The organism is Paracoccus methylovorus (assembly GCF_016919705.1).
GTDB classification, from domain to species: Bacteria; Pseudomonadota; Alphaproteobacteria; order Rhodobacterales; family Rhodobacteraceae; genus Paracoccus; species Paracoccus methylovorus.
In genome coordinates this window covers 1292471-1308125 of the sequence record NZ_CP070371.1, presented here as the reverse complement: position 1 = coordinate 1308125, position 15655 = coordinate 1292471, and the positions used below count along the sequence as shown (strand labels likewise).

The window sequence follows — 15655 nt, the reverse complement described above, 5'->3', positions numbered from 1 at the left end:
TCCACAAATGCCTCTGTCGATGGTGGATACGATCCGGCCCTCCCTACCCGCGGCAGTATGAACGGGCCGGACGCATACCTCCGGCCGGGGTGGTCTCCGTTTTGCTGGGAAGTGCGCATGGAAGGATTCGAACCCTCAACCCTGGAGGTAGAAACTCCCTGCTCTGTTCGGTTGAGACCGACGCCGCCGCTGTGGAACGCGCCCGTGCCAATATCGCGCGGTTGTTCGACGATGCGGTCAAGCGTGGCAAGGCCAGTGCGGAAAGGGCCGCTTCGGACATGGAGCGGCTGTTCACCTTCCGCGCCGGCTATGACGACCTGCCCCCGGTGGACATCGCCATCGAGGCCGTGTTCGAGGATCTGGCGGTCAAGCACCAGGTTTTCGCCGCGCTGGATGCGGCTCTGCCGGAAACCGCGATCCTGGCGACCAATACCTCCTATCTGGACCCCAACCGGATCACCGAGGGGGTGCGCAATCCCACGCGCTTCCTCGGCCTGCATTTCTTCAGCCCGGCGCATGTGATGAAGCTGGTCGAGGTGATCCGGGCGCGGGACACCGGGCCGGAAACCCTTGCCACCGCCCTGCGGCTGGCGGCGCGGCTGAAGAAGATCCCGGTGCTGGCCGGGGCCTGCGACGGCTTCATCGGCAACCGCATCCTGACCCGTTATCGCCAGTGCTGTGACGTGATGCTGATCGAGGGTGCGCTGCCAGCGCGGATCGACGCCGCGATGCGCGGCTTCGGCCTGGCGATGGGACCCTACGAGGTGCAGGACCTGTCGGGGCTGGACATCGCCTATGCCAATCGCAAGCGGCTGGGCTGGAAGACTAGGCCGGGCTTTCGCTACATCCCCATCGCCGACCGCATCGTCGAAGAGACCGGCCGCTTGGGCCGCAAGACCGGCACGGGCTGGTATGACCACACGGGCGGCAAGACCGTACCCTCGGCGCTGATCGACGAGATCGTAATGGAGGAAAGCGCGCGGGCGGGGATCATGCGGCGTCGCTTTAGCGACGACGAGATCGTGGCCCGTGCAACCGCCGCGATGGTCGAGGAAGGCTTCCGCATCCTTGACGAACGGATTGCCGAACGCTCGGCCTCCATCGACCTTGTGATGATCCACGGTTACGGTTTTCCGCGCTGGCGCGGCGGGCCGATGCATTGGGCGGGTCGCGTGGGCCTGCCTGAAATCTTGCGGCGGATCGAAGGTTATGCCGCCGAAGACCCGCTGTCCTGGGGCGTTCCCGAGTTGCTGGCCCGCGCCGTGGCCGAAGGCAAGACCCCCGAAGAATTGTGAGGATCCGATGACCGACGCTTTCATCTGCGACTATATCCGCACTCCGATCGGCCGCTATGGCGGGGCGCTCGCCCCGCTGCGCGCCGACGATCTGGCCGCGCTGCCGCTGGCGGCGCTTTTGGCGCGTAATCCGGCCCTTGACCCCGCGGCGGTGGAGGAGGTCTGGCTGGGCTGCGCCAACCAGGCGGGCGAGGACAACCGCAACGTTGCGCGCATGGCGCTGCTGCTGGCAAGCCTGCCGGAAACCGTGCCAGGGGTGACGGTGAAGCGCCACGGCCTGACGCCGCGCGCGCGCATCGTCGGTGGCGCCTCGGTCGGCGTCGCACCGCGCGTGATGGGCTACGGCCCGGTGCCTGCGGTGCGCAAGCTGCTGGAAAGGGCCGGGATCGGTCTCGACGCGCTGGCGTTGATCGAGCTGAACGAGGCCTTCGCAGCGCAGGCACTGGCCGTTACCCGTAGCCTGGGCCTTGCGGACGATGACTCCCGCGTGAACCCCAACGGCGGCGCCATCGCGCTTGGCCATCCGCTGGGCATGTCGGGCGCCCGCATCGCCGGTTCCGCCGCCTTCGATCTGTCGCAGGGCACCGGCCGCTACGCCCTTGTCACGATGTGCATCGGCGTCGGCCAGGGCGCGGCACTGCTTCTCGAACGTGTTTGATTCCCGGAGGATTTCTGATGAGCGATAGACCGAAACTCAAGCCGAAGGACGTCCCTGAACTGTCGCGTTTCGAATGGGAGGATGCCCTCCGGCTGGATGGGCAGCTGACCGAGGACGAGTGGATGCTGCGCGACGCGTCCCGCAGTTTCTCGCAGGAGAAACTGCAACCACGCGTCATCAGGGCCTTCGCCGAGGAAGAAACCGATCCGGCGATCTTCCGCGAGATGGGCGAGATGGGCCTTCTGGGTGTGACGGTGCCGGCGGAATACGGCGGGCTCGGGGCGAGCTATGTCGCCTACGGCCTCGTTGCCCGCGAGGTGGAGCGGGTCGATTCCGGCTATCGTTCGATGATGTCGGTGCAGTCTTCGCTGGTGATGTATCCGATCTATGCCTACGGATCCGAGGAGCAGCGCCGCAAGTATCTTCCCAAACTGGCCTCGGGCGAGTTCATCGGCTGCTTCGGCTTGACGGAACCCGATGCGGGATCCGACCCCGCCGGGATGAAGACCACGGCGAAGAAGACTGCGGCTGGCTATGTCCTGAACGGCACCAAGATGTGGATATCGAACAGCCCCATCGCCGATGTGTTCGTGGTCTGGGCCAAATCCGAGGCGCACGGTGGCAAGATTCGCGGCTTCGTGCTGGACAAGGGGACGAAGGGCCTGTCGGCGCCAAAGATCGGCGGGAAGCTCTCGCTCCGCGCCTCGATCACCGGCGAGATCGTGATGGACAACGTTGAAGTCGGCGAGAAGGCGCTTTTGCCACATGTCGAGGGGCTGAAAGGGCCGTTCGGCTGCCTCAACCGCGCCCGCTACGGCATTTCCTGGGGGGTGCTGGGCGCAGCCGAGTCCTGTTTCCATGCCGCGCGACAATATGGCCTCGACCGCAAGCAGTTCGGCAAGCACTTGGCGAACACGCAGATCTACCAACTCAAGCTGGCAAATATGCTGACCGAGATCAGCCTGGGCCTTCAGGCTTCCTTGCAGGTGGGGCGCCTGCTCGACGATGCGAATGCCGCGCCCGAGATGATCTCCGTCGTCAAGCGCAATAACTGCGGCAAGGCGCTGGAGATCGCGCGGGTTGCCCGCGACATGCATGGCGGTAATGGGATTTCCGAGGAATTCCAGGTGATCCGGCACATGGTCAATCTGGAAACCGTCAACACCTACGAAGGCACCCATGACGTGCATGCCCTGATCCTGGGCCGCGCGATCACCGGGCTGCAGGCGTTCTATTGAGGAGCGCACCCATGAAGGTTCTCGTGCCAGTGAAGCGGGTAATCGACTACAACGTTAAGGCGCGTGTTAAGTCGGACGGTTCCGGTGTCGATCTTTCGAACGTGAAGATGTCGATGAACCCGTTCGACGAGATCGCGGTTGAGGAGGCGATCCGGCTGAAGGAAGCCGGCAAGGCCTCCGAGGTGATCGCGGTCTCGATCGGCGTGAAGCAGGCGGCCGAGACGCTGCGCACGGCGCTTGCGATGGGCGCGGACCGGGCGATCCTGGTCGTGGCCGTCGAGGACGTGCACCAGGATATCGAGCCCTTGGCGGTGGCGAAGATCCTCGCCGCGGTCGCGAAGGCCGAGGGCACCGAGCTGATCATCGCCGGCAAGCAGGCGATCGACAACGACATGAACGCCACCGGGCAGATGCTGGCGGCGATCCTGGGCTGGGCGCAGGCGACCTTCGCCAGCAAGGTCGAGATCGAGGGCGGCAAGGCGAAAGTCACCCGCGAGGTCGACGGCGGGTTGCAGACCATCGAGGTGGCGCTGCCGGCGGTGGTCACCGCCGACCTGCGGCTGAACGAGCCGCGCTATGCGAGCCTGCCCAACATCATGAAGGCGAAGAAGAAGCCGCTCGATGAGAAGACGGCCGGCGATTACGGCGTCGATGTCTCGCCGCGGCTGGAGGTGGTCTCGGTGCGCGAGCCCGAGGGGCGCAAGGCCGGCATCAAGGTCGGCTCGGTGGACGAGCTGGTGGGCAAGTTGAAAGAAGCGGGGGTGATCTGATGGCTGTTCTGCTGCTTGGAGAAGTCACGAATGGCGAGCTGAACCGCGACGCGACCGCCAAGGCGGTCGGGGCGCTGAAGGCGCTTGGCGATGTGACGGTGCTCTGCGCCGGGTCGCAGGCGCAGGCGGCGGCCGCGGAGGCTGCGAAGATCGCCGGCGTTTCCCGCGTGCTGGTGGCGGAAAACCCGCTTTACGGCCACCGGCTGGCCGAGCCGACGGCGGCGCTGATCGTCAGCCTTGCGGGCGATTACAGCCACATCGCCGCGCCGGCCACGACGGATGCCAAGAACGTCATGCCGCGGGTTGCGGCGCTTCTGGACGTGATGGTGCTGTCGGATGTGTCGGCGATCGTCGACGCGGATACGTTTGAACGCCCGATCTATGCCGGCAACGCCATCCAGGTGGTGAAGTCGAAGGATGCGACCAAGGTCTTCACCATCCGCACCGCGAGCTTCGACGCGGCGGGGATCGGCGGCGCGGCGCAGGTCGCCGAGGCCGCCGCGGCCGCCGATCCGGGCCTGTCGAGCTGGGTGGGCGACGAGGTCGCGGCCTCGGACCGTCCCGAGCTGACCTCGGCCAAGCGCGTGGTCTCGGGCGGCCGGGGGCTGGGCTCGAAGGAAAGCTTCGCGATCATCGAGGCGCTGGCGGACAAGCTGGGCGCCGCGGTGGGCGCCTCGCGGGCGGCGGTCGACAGCGGCTATGCCCCGAACGACTGGCAGGTCGGGCAAACCGGCAAGGTGGTGGCGCCTGAGCTTTACGTGGCGGTGGGCATCTCGGGCGCGATCCAGCACCTCGCCGGGATGAAGGACAGCAAGGTGATCGTGGCGATCAACAAGGACGAAGAGGCCCCGATCTTCCAGATCGCCGATTACGGTCTCGTCGGGGATCTGTTCACAACCGTCCCGGAATTGACCGGGAAGATCTGAGCTTCTTCGTTGCATAAATACCCTAGGGGGCAACGCCTTGCGCGCGCCCTCGAGGGACGCAAAAGGCGTGGGGGCAGAGCCCGGGACCCCCGTGCCGCAAGCCCATCCGCCAGCCAGGAGGAACCCTCCCATGTCCGGAATTGAGCGCGAGTCGATGGAATACGACGTGGTTATCGTCGGCGGGGGTCCCAGCGGGCTGTCGGCGGCGATCCGGTTGAAGCAGGTCAACCCCGAGCTTTCGGTGGTGCTGCTGGAAAAGGGCTCCGAGATCGGCGCGCATATCCTGTCGGGCGCGGTGCTGGACACCTCGGGCCTCGACCGGCTGATCCCGGACTGGAAGGACAAGGGCGCCCCGATCACCACCGAGGTCACCTCGGACAACTTTTACCTGCTCGGCCCGCATGGCCAGATCCGGGTCCCGAACTGGCCCATGCCGCCGCTGATGTCGAACCACGGCAAATATATCGTCTCCATGGGCAATGTCTGTCGCTGGCTGGCCGAACAGGCCGAGGCGCTGGAGGTCGAGATCTTTCCCGGCATGGCCTGCTCGCAACTGGTCTACGAGGGCGACCGCGTCGCCGGCGTCGTGGCCGGCGAGATGGGGCTGAACGCCGATGGCACCCCCGGCCCGGCCTATGAGCCCGGCATGGAACTGCGCGGCAAATACGTCTTCATCGCCGAAGGCGTGCGCGGCTCGCTGGCCAAGGAGCTGATCGGCAAATACGATCTCTCGGCCGGCGTTGATCCGCAGAAATTCGGCCTCGGCATGAAAGAGATCTGGGAAATCGACCCCGCCAAGGCCCGGCCCGGCACGGTGACGCATACCATGGGCTGGCCCTTGGGCAAGAATGCCGGCGGCGGCAGCTTCATCTATCATCTGGAAGGAAATCAGGTGCTTGTCGGCTTTGTCGTGCACCTGAACTATGCCAATCCCCACGTTTACCCCTATATGGAGTTCCAGCGCTTCAAGCATCATCCGCTGGTCGCCGAACTGCTGGAGGGCGGCAAGCGCGTGGCTTACGGCGCCCGCGCCATCTCCGAGGGCGGCTGGCAGTCGATCCCCAGGCTTTCGGTGCCGGGCGCGGTGCTCTTGGGCTGCTCGGCCGGGCTGGTGAACGTGCCGCGCATCAAGGGCAATCATAACGCCATGCTGTCGGGCATCGCGGCGGCCGAGGCGGCGGCGGCGGCCATCGCCGCGGGCCGCGAGGGCGACGAGCTTGCCGATTACGAGGCCGATGTGCGCAGCGGTCCCATCGCCCGCGACCTGAAGCCGGTGCGCAACGTCAAGCCGCTGTGGTCCAAGCTGGGCCTGACCGCCAGCCTGATGCTGGGCGGCATGGACATGTGGGTGGCGAACCTGACCGGGTGGAACCCGCTAGGCACTTGGAAACACGGCAAATCCGACGCCGCGGCCACCGGCAAGGCCGCCGATTTCAAACCCATCGACTATCCCAAACCCGACGGCAAGCTCAGCTTCGACCGGCTGACCAACGTGGCGTTTTCCTTTACCAACCACGAGGAAAGCCAGCCTTGCCACCTGAAGCTGAAGGACCCCTCGATCCCGATCGCGGTGAACCTGCCGCTTTATGCCGAGCCGGCGCAGCGTTACTGCCCGGCCGGGGTCTATGAGGTGTTGGAAACGCCTGAGGGGCCGAAGTTCCAGATCAACTTCCAGAACTGCGTCCACTGCAAGACCTGCGACATCAAGGACCCCAGCCAGAACATCAACTGGACAACCCCGCAGGGCGGCGATGGGCCAAACTACCCGAATATGTAGGAAAAAATGGCAGCGAATTTCATCTGGTCCCGCCGCGTTGCTTTCGGCGACTGTGACCCTGCGCGCATTGCCTATACCGGCAAGATCGCCGACTTTGCGCTCGAAGCGCTAGAAGCATTCTGGGATGATCTTCTGGATGGCGAAAGCTGGTACGAGATGAATGTCGATCACGGCTACGGAATGCCTTTCGTCAAGATGGATTACGCCTTTTCGCGCCCAATCACGCCGCGCGCGCCCTTGCTGTGCCATGTCGCGCCGACGCGGATCGGGACCACATCCGTCGCTATGCGTGTGCGGGGCATCCAGCAGGAACTCCCCTGTTTCGAGGCCCAATTCATTTCGGTCTTCGTGGCCCTGGAGAAACTGGTCAAGATTGAGATCCCTGTGCATATTCGTGTCGCCCTGAAACGGCGCTATGGCGAACTGGATAATATAAGCCCATGTCACAGGACATAACGCCCCGGACCCTGCCGGCCTCAGAACGCCAGCCCGCAGGCTCTGCGGATGGCGTTCTGGACGGGCGAGGCGGCAAGGCCGGGTCGAACTCGGCTCTTGGCAGCAAGGGCGGCTGGGCCATGAAGCGGGGCCTTGTCCCCCGGTGCGGTTGCGCCGCATGGACCAGGAACGGATGGCACAGATAGACCGTGCCGCCGCGCCCGTCGCCAGTGCCTCGGGGCAGGTCTCGGTCGAGGCGTAGCCGTTCGCCGACAATTGCCGCAGCGTCGCGCCTGCCGCCCCCTGGGGCAGCAATCCGCGGGCAATGGCGGCGTGCGAGCCCTGCCTGATCCAGGTAGGTGCGTCGCCGGGCCCGATATCCGAGAACAGGAACAGCATCAGTAACGCGCGGCCCCTGCTTTTGACATTGACCCGCCACTCCATGAAATCCGGGCTGTCGTCGAAGCCCATGTCCACGTGCCAGCCATGGTCGCCGGGGCGATGGGCGAGGGGAAGCGGATCGGGAATCCGCCCAGCCCTTGTGGCGCAAGCCAGTGACCAGGGTCGGCAAGCTGGTCATAGGCACGGTGCAGCAGCGGGGTGTTGGCGGCCATTCCCGCGCTCGAGGGCGGCAATTCCGGGCTTGCCTGGGCCGGGGGTTCGCTTTGGATGGGCCAGTATCGCGGGCGCCGCATCCATCAGGTCGATCCCGAGACCGGCAAGGTGCTGCGCAGCATCGACTCCGACCGCTTCGTCACCGGCGTCACCTGGTCGAGGGCACGCTTTGGCACGGCACCTGGCAGGGCGAGGAAAGCGACATCCGGCGCATCGACTCCGCAACCGGCGCGGGGCTGGAGCGCCTGGAGATGCCGGCGGGCACCGGGGTCTCGGGGCTGGAACCCATGGCGGCGAACGGTTCTTCTGCGGTGATGGCAGCAGCGGCAAACTGAGGGTGGTTCTGCGCAAGGTGGATCAGGATCCGGCGTAAGGCCTTCGGGCATTGGGGCTCCTGGCGCGGGACCTGACAGCGGGGCCTCGTCAGGCTATGCTGTTTCGATCTTTCCATCAGCCACCGGGAGGCAGCGATGAGCGACGATCACACCGACAAGGGCGTCCTGCATCTGCCACCGGGCGAGGGACGGCGCTATGAACTCGGCCGGATGACGGCGGTATTCAAGGCCGACGAGGGTGAGACGGCTGCGCGCTACAGCGTCTCGGAATGGTGGCTGGAGCCCGGCGCCGATGGCCCGGGCGCGCATGCGCATGAGGGCAATGACGAGATCTTCTACGTCATCGCCGGTACGGTCAGCTTCCTTGCCGGGGAGGACTGGCTGGACGCGCCGCAAGGGACGTTCCTGCGCATCCCGGCCGGGGTGGCGCATGATTTCAGGAACCGCACGGCCGAGCGTGTCGGTCTGCTGAACGTCTTCATCCCCGGCGGGTTCGAGCGCGATATGCCCGCCATCGCCGACTGGTTCAGGGACAATCCGTAGGGTCATGCGCAGCAAGGCCACGATCACGGCGGATCTTCGGCGGCTTGGCTTGCAGCCGGGTGATCTGGTGATGGTCCACGCCTCGCTGAAGGCGCTTGGCCCGGTCGAGGGCGGTGCGGCCGGGGTCGCCCAGGCTCTGCTGGATGCGGTGGGGCCGGGTGGCACGGTGATGGGATACGCCTCCTGGGACCGCTCGCCCTATGAGGAAACCCTGAACGGCGCCCGGATGGACGAGGATCTGCGCCGCGCCTGGCCTGCCCCATCCGCTTCGGGAGATCAGGCTGGACAGGTGACGGGCTATGATTGAGCGCGAGATTTGCCGTTTGGCAGCCATTGGATTAAACCGGCGGCATAACAACGGGGGACGCTTATTACCGATATCGACCTGAATGCCTTGTCGCTGGCCGAATTGAAGCAGCTGGAAAAGAACGTGGCGAAGGCCATCGCCTCTTTCAAGGCGATTGCGTTCGAAGCTGATCAGGCAGGTGGGCAAGACGCGCTTGCCCTGCTCGACGAACCCGTCGAAGGCAGGCGGCACCGGCATCAGCGCGGCCTGCTCCACGGCCCAGACATCGGCGACGCTTCCGGCCAGACGACCGTGCGGGATCTCCTGCCAGATCTCCTTGCAACGCTGTTCCCGCCGAGTGTGCAGCGTCGCGCGATTGGGGAGGTCCGGCATCGGCTGCCAAAGCCGCGGCCGAGCGCCCTGCACGTTCTTCTCGACTTGGCCTTTCTCCCAGCCTGCGGCTGGATTGCAGAACTCCGGTTCAAAGACGTAGTGGTTCTCCATGGCAAGGAAGCGCATGTTGGCCTGGCGCTCCTTGCCGTGCCCGATCCGAAGATCGGCGTGCAGACGCGTGAGCGGACGGCGCTGTTTGCGCGACTTCGACGTCTCGGCCTTCAGACATGCCGAGAGCTTGTCCGCGTAAGGGTCGAGCTTGCTCGGGCGCTCCGGCACAACGACCTTCGGCTCAACCGTGCCGGAGTTCAGATACTTCTTGATGGTGTTACGCGAAAGTCCGGTCCGGCGCGCAATCTCGCAGATCGGAAACTTTTCTCGCAGCGCCATCCGGCGGATGACGTTCAAAAGTCCCATGTGGATCACTCCCTGGCCCCCGTCGCTCCTCGCGTTGGGGGCACATGGGTCAATTCTCATGGGAATTATGCTCCGAACCGGCTCACCTCTCAGTGCAAATCGACAGTCCTGCTGGTCCGGGCACTTGGCCTGTGTGGATCCGGGTTTCATCCTGTCCGGCTTCGATTTCCTCGGCTACGATTTGCTGAAGCGCCCAGATGTAGTCGTCATGGATGCCGTTCTCTGCCAACCCTCGGACCGTGCGCAGCAGATATTCCGCGCCCGATCCGGCGGCCCCCGCAGCGCGGGCAAGTCGTCGCGCCTGCTGCGCGACTGTCAGTTCGGCGAGTTGCGTGCCGATCGGGTCGGCGTAGAAGGTCAGGGCTGGCTCGCGGCCGCGTTCGGTCTCGACCTCGATCCAGCAGGCGTTGGCGGACAACTCATGGGCGACGAGTTCGCGCCGCAAGACAGCGCGGAGCGACTGCGTCTCAGTTTCTTGGGCTATTTCGAGAACCAACCCCTCGCAACTGCCGCCCGAGGCGAGGGCGAGCATCAGGCCCGGCCGCTCGGGCGTGCCGCGGAAATGCTCAAGCGAGATCGAGAAGCTGCGATGCCAGCCGATGGCGGTGGCGCGGCGGCGGGACTGAACGGCGAAGCCGGGGTTCCAGATCAGCGAGCCGTAGGCGAAGACCGGAATTGGCCGTGGCCGTCCCTGTGTGAGCCGGTGGGCCAGCAGGTCGAGATCGGCGTCTTCGAGTAACCGCCAGCGCGGATCGTGCAGCGGCCCCTCGGCCGAGGCCACGCGGGCGATATGATCGTCGGACAGCACGATGGGGCGGCAATTGGTCATCAGATTTCCTGCAACGACTGTTCTACCCGTGCAGGGTTCCTGCCGACGAAGCTGCGGGTCAACCCTGAAACTGGGACAGGGCGGCATCTCCAAAAGCATGTGGATGGATCGGAGGCACCCCGTTTGCAGTGGGGCGTTGGATCAGGCAGGACGTTTCGAACTTTGGCGATCCCAGAGGCGTGGCGACATGATCCCGCAGATGATCCGCCCGCCGCCGAAGTTTGGCCATTTGTCCACGATCTTCCCGAGGCAGGCCCTTTGCGCATGATCCAGCATCGTAGTGTCCTGATCGGAGATTTGCGGCATCGCCCATGTCGCAGTTGCGTGCTTGTGACGAGCGCCGGGGTGCTGGCGGGGTGAGCGGGCTGGTCGCGTGCTGTGCGCAATCCAGACCGGGGCCATGGTGCGTGGCCGGATAGGCCCGGTCACATTCATACAGCGGCAGCGTGGCGGCGGTTGCGTGGTGCCCGCCCGGCTTTTATGCTAAGATAGCGTAAACCCTTTGTTCGCGAGGAAATCCATGATCCGGCTTATCGCCATGATCGTCATTGAACTGGCGGCAAGCGCCGTCGGCCTGTTGGCGGCCGCATGGCTGCTGCCCGACTTCACGTTGAGCATCTCGGGTTTCCTTTGGGCGATCGGGGTGTTCACCGCCGCCCGCCTGATCCTGGCGCCGCTGATCTTCAAGCTGTCCTTCCAGCATGCCCGCGCCCTGACCGGTGGCATTGCGCTGGTCACCACCTTTGCTGGGTTGCTGGTGACCACCTGGCTGACCGACGGGTTGCAGATCAACGGGGTCTCGACCTGGATCATCGCCACGCTGATCGTCTGGCTGTTCGGGGTCGTCGCGGTACTGCTGCTGCCGATGATAATCTTCAAGAAGGCACTGGCGAAGGCGCGCTCGGGCGCCCAGATCCCGCCGATGCGCTGAGCGGTCCGTCACCCGCTGCCTGAACCGCCCCGCTGCCGCCGCATCGGGGCGATTTTCATTTCAAAAGCTCGTCCGGCGAGGGGCTGGGGTCGCTGACATCGCCGTTGCGGGACAAAATGATGGCGATGGGGCGGGTGGCCTCGAAATGGCCGAACGCGATAATCAGCATGGCGGTGACTGGCATGGCCACGAACATTCCCGTCAGTCCCCACAGCGCGCCAAAGGAAAAGATCGACAGTAACACCACGAACAGGCTGACATTCAGCCGGTTGCCGAACAGGCGTGGCACCAGGATATTGCCGACCACGAATTGCGTTGCGCCCACGCCGACCAGCGCGGCGATGACCGCCCCAAAGGATTGCACCTCGATGAGCACGAATGCGACGGGCAGCACGGTGCCGAGGATCGAGCCGATGGTGGGGATGAAGTTCAGGAAAAAGATCGCCGTCGCCCAGAACCCGGCCGATTCCAGGCCCACCAGGCGCAGGATCAGGTAGATCACGGCCGAGGTCAGCACCGAGGCGAAGGTCATCACCTGCAGATAGCCATAGATCGCCAGCGCGAGACGGCGAACCAACTGGTCGACCTTGGCCCGGCGCGTGGGATCGGGGAAGAGGAAGGCCATTTTTGCGCCCAGGAACTGCTGATCCACCAGCATGAAGCCGACATAGACCATCACGATGCTGAACTGGCCGATGGTGCTCGTGGTGGCCGAGACCACCATTCGCGCCACCACGTCCAGCCGCACGCCGCTGAACAGGTCTTGCACCCCGGCGGCATCCTCGATGCCGAAGCGCAACGCCAGCCGCTCGACCCAAGTTGTCAGCAAATCGTGGAATGCCTGAGCTTCGGCGGTGACCTGTGCGACGGAACTGAGTGCGATGCGCGCCACGATTGCGCAGGCGACCAGCGTTACCAGCGACGCGATCAGCAGTGCACCCCAGCCCGGCAGGCTCGGCCCAATTCCGGGTAGCCGCCGCAGCCAGTTGGCGAAGGCGTTCAGGACCATCCAGACCACGACGGCCTGCACCACCGGCACGATTACCGGCCCGGCATGGTAAAGCGCGGCGACACCCAGAACGACGATGCCCACGCCGGCGAACAGCCGGACCACGGGCGCGCTGGACCCGGACGGCGGCGGGGCGGGCGAATGGGGGGGCGCGGTGCCGGTCATTATTTCCTCATTCGTTGTGCGGTTCGCGTCTTGCGAAAACCATCAGGATGGTGACCGCGACCGTTGGGTTGCGCAACATGATCAAGCCGATGCGGAAGGTCATTGCGGCCGAGATCAACTCCAGCAAGAAATGATGCCGGCGTCCCAACAGCACCGTCGTCACCTGCACTGCATCGGTAATCAGCGGCGCTCAGCCCAGGATCGGCGTCAGTATTCCCGTAGTGAAGAGCGGGCTGATCAGCGCTACGCCCTCGGGCTATCATCATCGGCACCGCCTGACGCAGGAAGACACAGTGAAAGCGCCGCATGGCGCTGTGCGCCTGATTGCCGGGGTTGATGGTTGCGTCGCCCATGGCGGCAAGTCTTTCGAAACGTGGCCCCTCGGGTGCGCGAAATTGACGTCTGACCTTTTTGCGTAACCGTCCCACAAGTCAAGCCGGAAACTGGGGTGTGGCAGGGTGCCGTGCACATTGCTACCGGGTGGTAACCGTATGACTTGCCGTCGTCTTCGCGATTGCACGGCGGGGCAGTGGTGTTTAACACTCAGGCTGAACATCCGTCGCAAGAGGCCAGCATGGCAGCACGTTTCCCCACCATGCCGAACCGCCCTGTCCGTCACGCAGTCTGGACCCAGGATTTTTGGCGCCGGCTGTCGGTGCCGGGGCTGCTGCTGGGGGCACTGCTGCTGGCGGCGTCGCTGACGCCCTCGCTGATCCCGCGCGCGCCGGTGCCGCAGGGCGTTCTGGCTGGGGTGTGCTTCGCCATCGGCTATGGGTTGGGGGTGCTGGGCGACGATCTGTGGACCTGGCTGGGTTTGCGCCGCGGCAGCGACAGACTGCAGCAGAGCAGTGCCCGGGCCGCGCTGGCGGTGGCGGTCGTCGTCGTCACCGCGTTCAGTTGGCAGTCGGCGGCCTGGCAGAACTCGATCCGCGAGCTGATGGGGATCGAGGCGGTCCCCAATTCCAGCCCGTGGATAGTGCTGGGCATCGCCGTGGCTGTCTTCGTGCTGGCGGTGCTGCTGATGCGGGGGGTGACCCGGCTGTATTACTGGTCAGAATCCCTGTCGGGCCGGGTGATGCCGGTGCGGTTGGCGAGGTTGGTGGCGGCGGCGGCGGCGATGATCCTGCTGGTGCTGCTGGTCAACGGCGTGCTGCTGCGCGGAGTCTTTCAACTCGCGGATCGCTCTTTCGGGGCACTGGACGCGCGGATCGAATCCGACCTTGCCCCGCCCGCCGATCCGATGGCGACGGGCAGTGCGACCTCGCTGGTGCCTTGGCAGGACCTGGGCCGCACCGGGCGCGACTTTATCGCCGCAGGCCCGACAGCGGCGGATATCTCGGGCCTGACCGGTCGCCCGGCCTTGCAGCCGATCCGGGTCTATGTCGGCCTGAACGGTGCCCGCACCCCGGAAGAGCGCGCGGCGCTGGCCTTGGCTGAACTGATCCGCGTCGGCGGCTTCGACCGCAAGGTGTTGATCGTGACGGTTCCGACCGGGACCGGCTGGATGGATCCTTCGGCGACGGACCCGATCGAATACCTGCATGACGGCGACACCGCCAATGTCGCGGTGCAGTATTCCTATTTCAGCAGCCCGCTGTCGCTGCTGTTCGAGTCAGGGTTTGCCTCGGAAACCGGCCGGGCGCTGTTTCGCGAGGTCTATGGTCACTGGACCGCACTGCCAAAGGACAAGCGGCCGAAACTTTATCTGTTCGGCCTCAGTCTCGGCTCCTCGGGGTCCGAGCAGTCCTTCAGCCTGCACGAGGTTTTCCCCGATCCCTTCGACGGTGCGTTGTGGGCGGGACCGCCGTTTTCGAACCCGATCTGGCGCTCGGCCACGCGCGACCGCGAGGCGGGCAGCCCGGAATGGCTGCCGGTATTCGGCGACAGCTCGATGATCCGTTTTTCCAGTCAGGAGAATCAGGCGGCAATGCCGGGCGTGCCCTGGGGACCGATGCGCATCGTCTATCTGCAATATGCCAGTGACCCGATCACCTTTTTCAGCGCCGCCAGCTTCTGGCGCCGGCCCGACTGGATGCAGGCGCCGCGCGGGCCGGACGTGTCGCCGGAACTGCGCTGGTATCCGGTGGTGACGGGGCTGCAACTGGCGCTGGACATGGCCATCGGCCTCGCGGTGCCGCCGGGTTTCGGCCATGACTATGCGCCGGCGCATTATATCGACGCCTGGATCGCGGTGACGGCGCCCGAAGGCTGGTCGCCCGAGGATGTCGCGCGGTTGAAGGAGAGGCTGCTTCGCTGAAGGCAGCGGCGGCTTGGACGTGGCGCTGGGCCGCGCGACGGTGCCGGCGCACCCGATCACGGCTGCCAAATGCGGGACGGCCGGAGAGCATGACACCGTTTGCACTGTGACGCGGTGCGGATTTGATCCCGAGCAGTTGTTGTCGACGGATTTAGAGGTGGGCATCCTTATGGGAAGGCGTAGGGGCAGGCCTGATGACCGACATGGCGGCATAGTCATATCAGGCTCAGCCTAACTCGGCCGCCGGAACCGCCCAGGAAGGCGGCACCACCGTTTATGATAGCCGTCGCCTTGTCGGTACGGGCCTGCCCCATCAGGCTTAGATGCGCTCATCCCTTGCGGCCCGCCCGGCAGTGTAGTGCGCCCGCATAGGGTCTAAGCGATATTTCTGGACGCCGTGATCTCGATCTCGACTTTCGCGCCCGGTGCCGGGATTTGGCAGATCAGGAATGTGCTTGTCGGGCGGATGTCCGCAAAGACCTCGCCAAGAACCGGACTTACGGCCGCCGCGGCTTCCGGGTCGGTCACGTAGACCCGGCTGACGACGGCATCTGCAAGGCTTGACCCAGCCTCGCGAAGGGCTGCGTCGATCGAGGTCAGCGCGTTGCGCGCCTGTTGTCCCGCATCCTCGGGAAAGAGGTTGGTCAGAGGGTCGCGACCGGTCGTGCCCGAGACATGGATTGTTGTTCCGACAATGACAGCCTTGGCGTAACCGGCAAGCGTCTCGGAGGGTGCGCCGGTAAAAATGCGGTTTTTCATACGAAAACTCCGTGGGT

At 65.2% G+C, this 15655-nt stretch carries 16 protein-coding genes, 1 tRNA gene and 2 pseudogenes; 12 read left to right on the top strand and 7 right to left on the bottom strand.

From position 1 onward, the window contains the following. Window positions 1–112: 112 nt before the first annotated feature. A tRNA-Arg gene (locus tag JWJ88_RS19550) sits at window positions 113–184 on the bottom strand. Window positions 185–191: 7 nt separating this feature from the next. Here JWJ88_RS19550 and JWJ88_RS19545 point away from each other — a divergent pair. The 7 genes from JWJ88_RS19545 (at window position 192) to JWJ88_RS19515 (ending at window position 7120) form a co-directional block, all read left to right on the top strand. Further along, the gene (locus tag JWJ88_RS19545) at window positions 192–1295 is read left to right on the top strand and encodes a 3-hydroxyacyl-CoA dehydrogenase (protein ID WP_205296091.1); all 1104 of its coding nucleotides are present in this window, start codon (window positions 192–194) and stop codon (window positions 1293–1295) included. Between the two features lie 7 nt (window positions 1296–1302). After that, the gene (locus tag JWJ88_RS19540; protein WP_205296090.1) at window positions 1303–1953 is read left to right on the top strand and encodes a thiolase family protein; all 651 of its coding nucleotides are present in this window, start codon (window positions 1303–1305) and stop codon (window positions 1951–1953) included. A gap of 17 nt (window positions 1954–1970) precedes the next feature. Then, the gene (locus tag JWJ88_RS19535) at window positions 1971–3191 is read left to right on the top strand and encodes an acyl-CoA dehydrogenase (RefSeq protein ID WP_205296089.1); all 1221 of its coding nucleotides are present in this window, start codon (window positions 1971–1973) and stop codon (window positions 3189–3191) included. Between the two features lie 11 nt (window positions 3192–3202). Continuing rightward, window positions 3203–3961, top strand: coding sequence for an electron transfer flavoprotein subunit beta/FixA family protein (locus JWJ88_RS19530; protein ID WP_205296088.1), 759 nt, complete (start codon window positions 3203–3205; stop codon window positions 3959–3961). Continuing rightward, complete coding sequence (locus JWJ88_RS19525) at window positions 3961–4887, top strand: electron transfer flavoprotein subunit alpha/FixB family protein (RefSeq protein WP_205296087.1); 927 nt, start codon at window positions 3961–3963, stop codon at window positions 4885–4887. Before JWJ88_RS19530 ends, JWJ88_RS19525 begins: the two co-directional genes overlap by 1 nt. A gap of 130 nt (window positions 4888–5017) precedes the next feature. Then, window positions 5018–6664, top strand: coding sequence for an electron transfer flavoprotein-ubiquinone oxidoreductase (locus tag JWJ88_RS19520; RefSeq protein WP_205296086.1), 1647 nt, complete (start codon window positions 5018–5020; stop codon window positions 6662–6664). 6 nt (window positions 6665–6670) lie between these two features. Next, window positions 6671–7120, top strand: a complete 450-nt coding sequence (locus JWJ88_RS19515; RefSeq protein ID WP_205296085.1) for an acyl-CoA thioesterase — start codon at window positions 6671–6673, stop codon at window positions 7118–7120. Between the two features lie 377 nt (window positions 7121–7497). On the opposite strand, the gene JWJ88_RS21910 is transcribed toward JWJ88_RS19515, so the two are convergent. Next, window positions 7498–7713, bottom strand: coding sequence for a hypothetical protein (locus JWJ88_RS21910; RefSeq protein ID WP_240200305.1), 216 nt, complete (start codon window positions 7711–7713; stop codon window positions 7498–7500). Here JWJ88_RS21910 and JWJ88_RS19505 point away from each other — a divergent pair. The 3 genes and pseudogenes from JWJ88_RS19505 to JWJ88_RS19495 form a co-directional block, all read left to right on the top strand. Further along, a complete protein-coding gene (locus JWJ88_RS19505) occupies window positions 7703–8029 on the top strand; it encodes a hypothetical protein (RefSeq protein WP_240200304.1) in 327 nt (108 codons plus the stop codon). The two genes, JWJ88_RS21910 and JWJ88_RS19505, sit on opposite strands and share 11 nt — an antisense overlap. Window positions 8030–8184: 155 nt before the next feature. Continuing rightward, window positions 8185–8592 (top strand): cupin domain-containing protein, encoded by a 408-nt coding sequence (locus JWJ88_RS19500; RefSeq protein ID WP_205296084.1) that lies wholly within the window; start codon window positions 8185–8187, stop codon window positions 8590–8592. Window positions 8593–8596: 4 nt separating this feature from the next. Next, window positions 8597–8878 (top strand): annotated as a pseudogene (locus JWJ88_RS19495) (AAC(3) family N-acetyltransferase); the annotation flags it as partial. 171 nt (window positions 8879–9049) lie between these two features. On the opposite strand, the pseudogene JWJ88_RS21905 reads toward JWJ88_RS19495, so the two are convergent. Then, a pseudogene (locus JWJ88_RS21905) lies at window positions 9050–9688 on the bottom strand (IS21 family transposase); the annotation flags it as partial. Window positions 9689–9770: 82 nt separating this feature from the next. Next, complete coding sequence (locus JWJ88_RS19490) at window positions 9771–10517, bottom strand: gamma-glutamylcyclotransferase (RefSeq protein WP_205296083.1); 747 nt, start codon at window positions 10515–10517, stop codon at window positions 9771–9773. A 520-nt stretch (window positions 10518–11037) separates the two neighbouring features. On the opposite strand from JWJ88_RS19490, the gene JWJ88_RS19485 reads away from it, so the two are divergent. Beyond that, window positions 11038–11448: a phage holin family protein gene (locus JWJ88_RS19485; protein WP_205296082.1), complete on the top strand. Its 411-nt coding sequence runs from the start codon at window positions 11038–11040 to the stop codon at window positions 11446–11448. 55 nt (window positions 11449–11503) lie between these two features. Here JWJ88_RS19485 and JWJ88_RS19480 read toward each other — a convergent pair whose 3' ends face one another. Together JWJ88_RS19480 and JWJ88_RS19475 are read right to left on the bottom strand one after the other, a co-directional pair. After that, window positions 11504–12622, bottom strand: a complete 1119-nt coding sequence (locus tag JWJ88_RS19480; protein ID WP_205296081.1) for an AI-2E family transporter — start codon at window positions 12620–12622, stop codon at window positions 11504–11506. A 7-nt stretch (window positions 12623–12629) separates the two neighbouring features. Further along, window positions 12630–12785 carry a hypothetical protein gene (locus JWJ88_RS19475; protein WP_205296080.1) on the bottom strand — a complete coding sequence of 52 codons (156 nt, stop codon included), beginning with the start codon at window positions 12783–12785 and terminating at the stop codon, window positions 12630–12632. 411 nt (window positions 12786–13196) lie between these two features. Here JWJ88_RS19475 and JWJ88_RS19470 point away from each other — a divergent pair, with 411 nt between their 5' ends. After that, window positions 13197–14879: an alpha/beta hydrolase gene (locus JWJ88_RS19470; protein WP_205296079.1), complete on the top strand. Its 1683-nt coding sequence runs from the start codon at window positions 13197–13199 to the stop codon at window positions 14877–14879. A 375-nt stretch (window positions 14880–15254) separates the two neighbouring features. Here JWJ88_RS19470 and JWJ88_RS19465 read toward each other — a convergent pair whose 3' ends face one another. Beyond that, window positions 15255–15638, bottom strand: coding sequence for a RidA family protein (locus JWJ88_RS19465; protein ID WP_205296078.1), 384 nt, complete (start codon window positions 15636–15638; stop codon window positions 15255–15257). Window positions 15639–15655 lie beyond the last annotated feature (17 nt).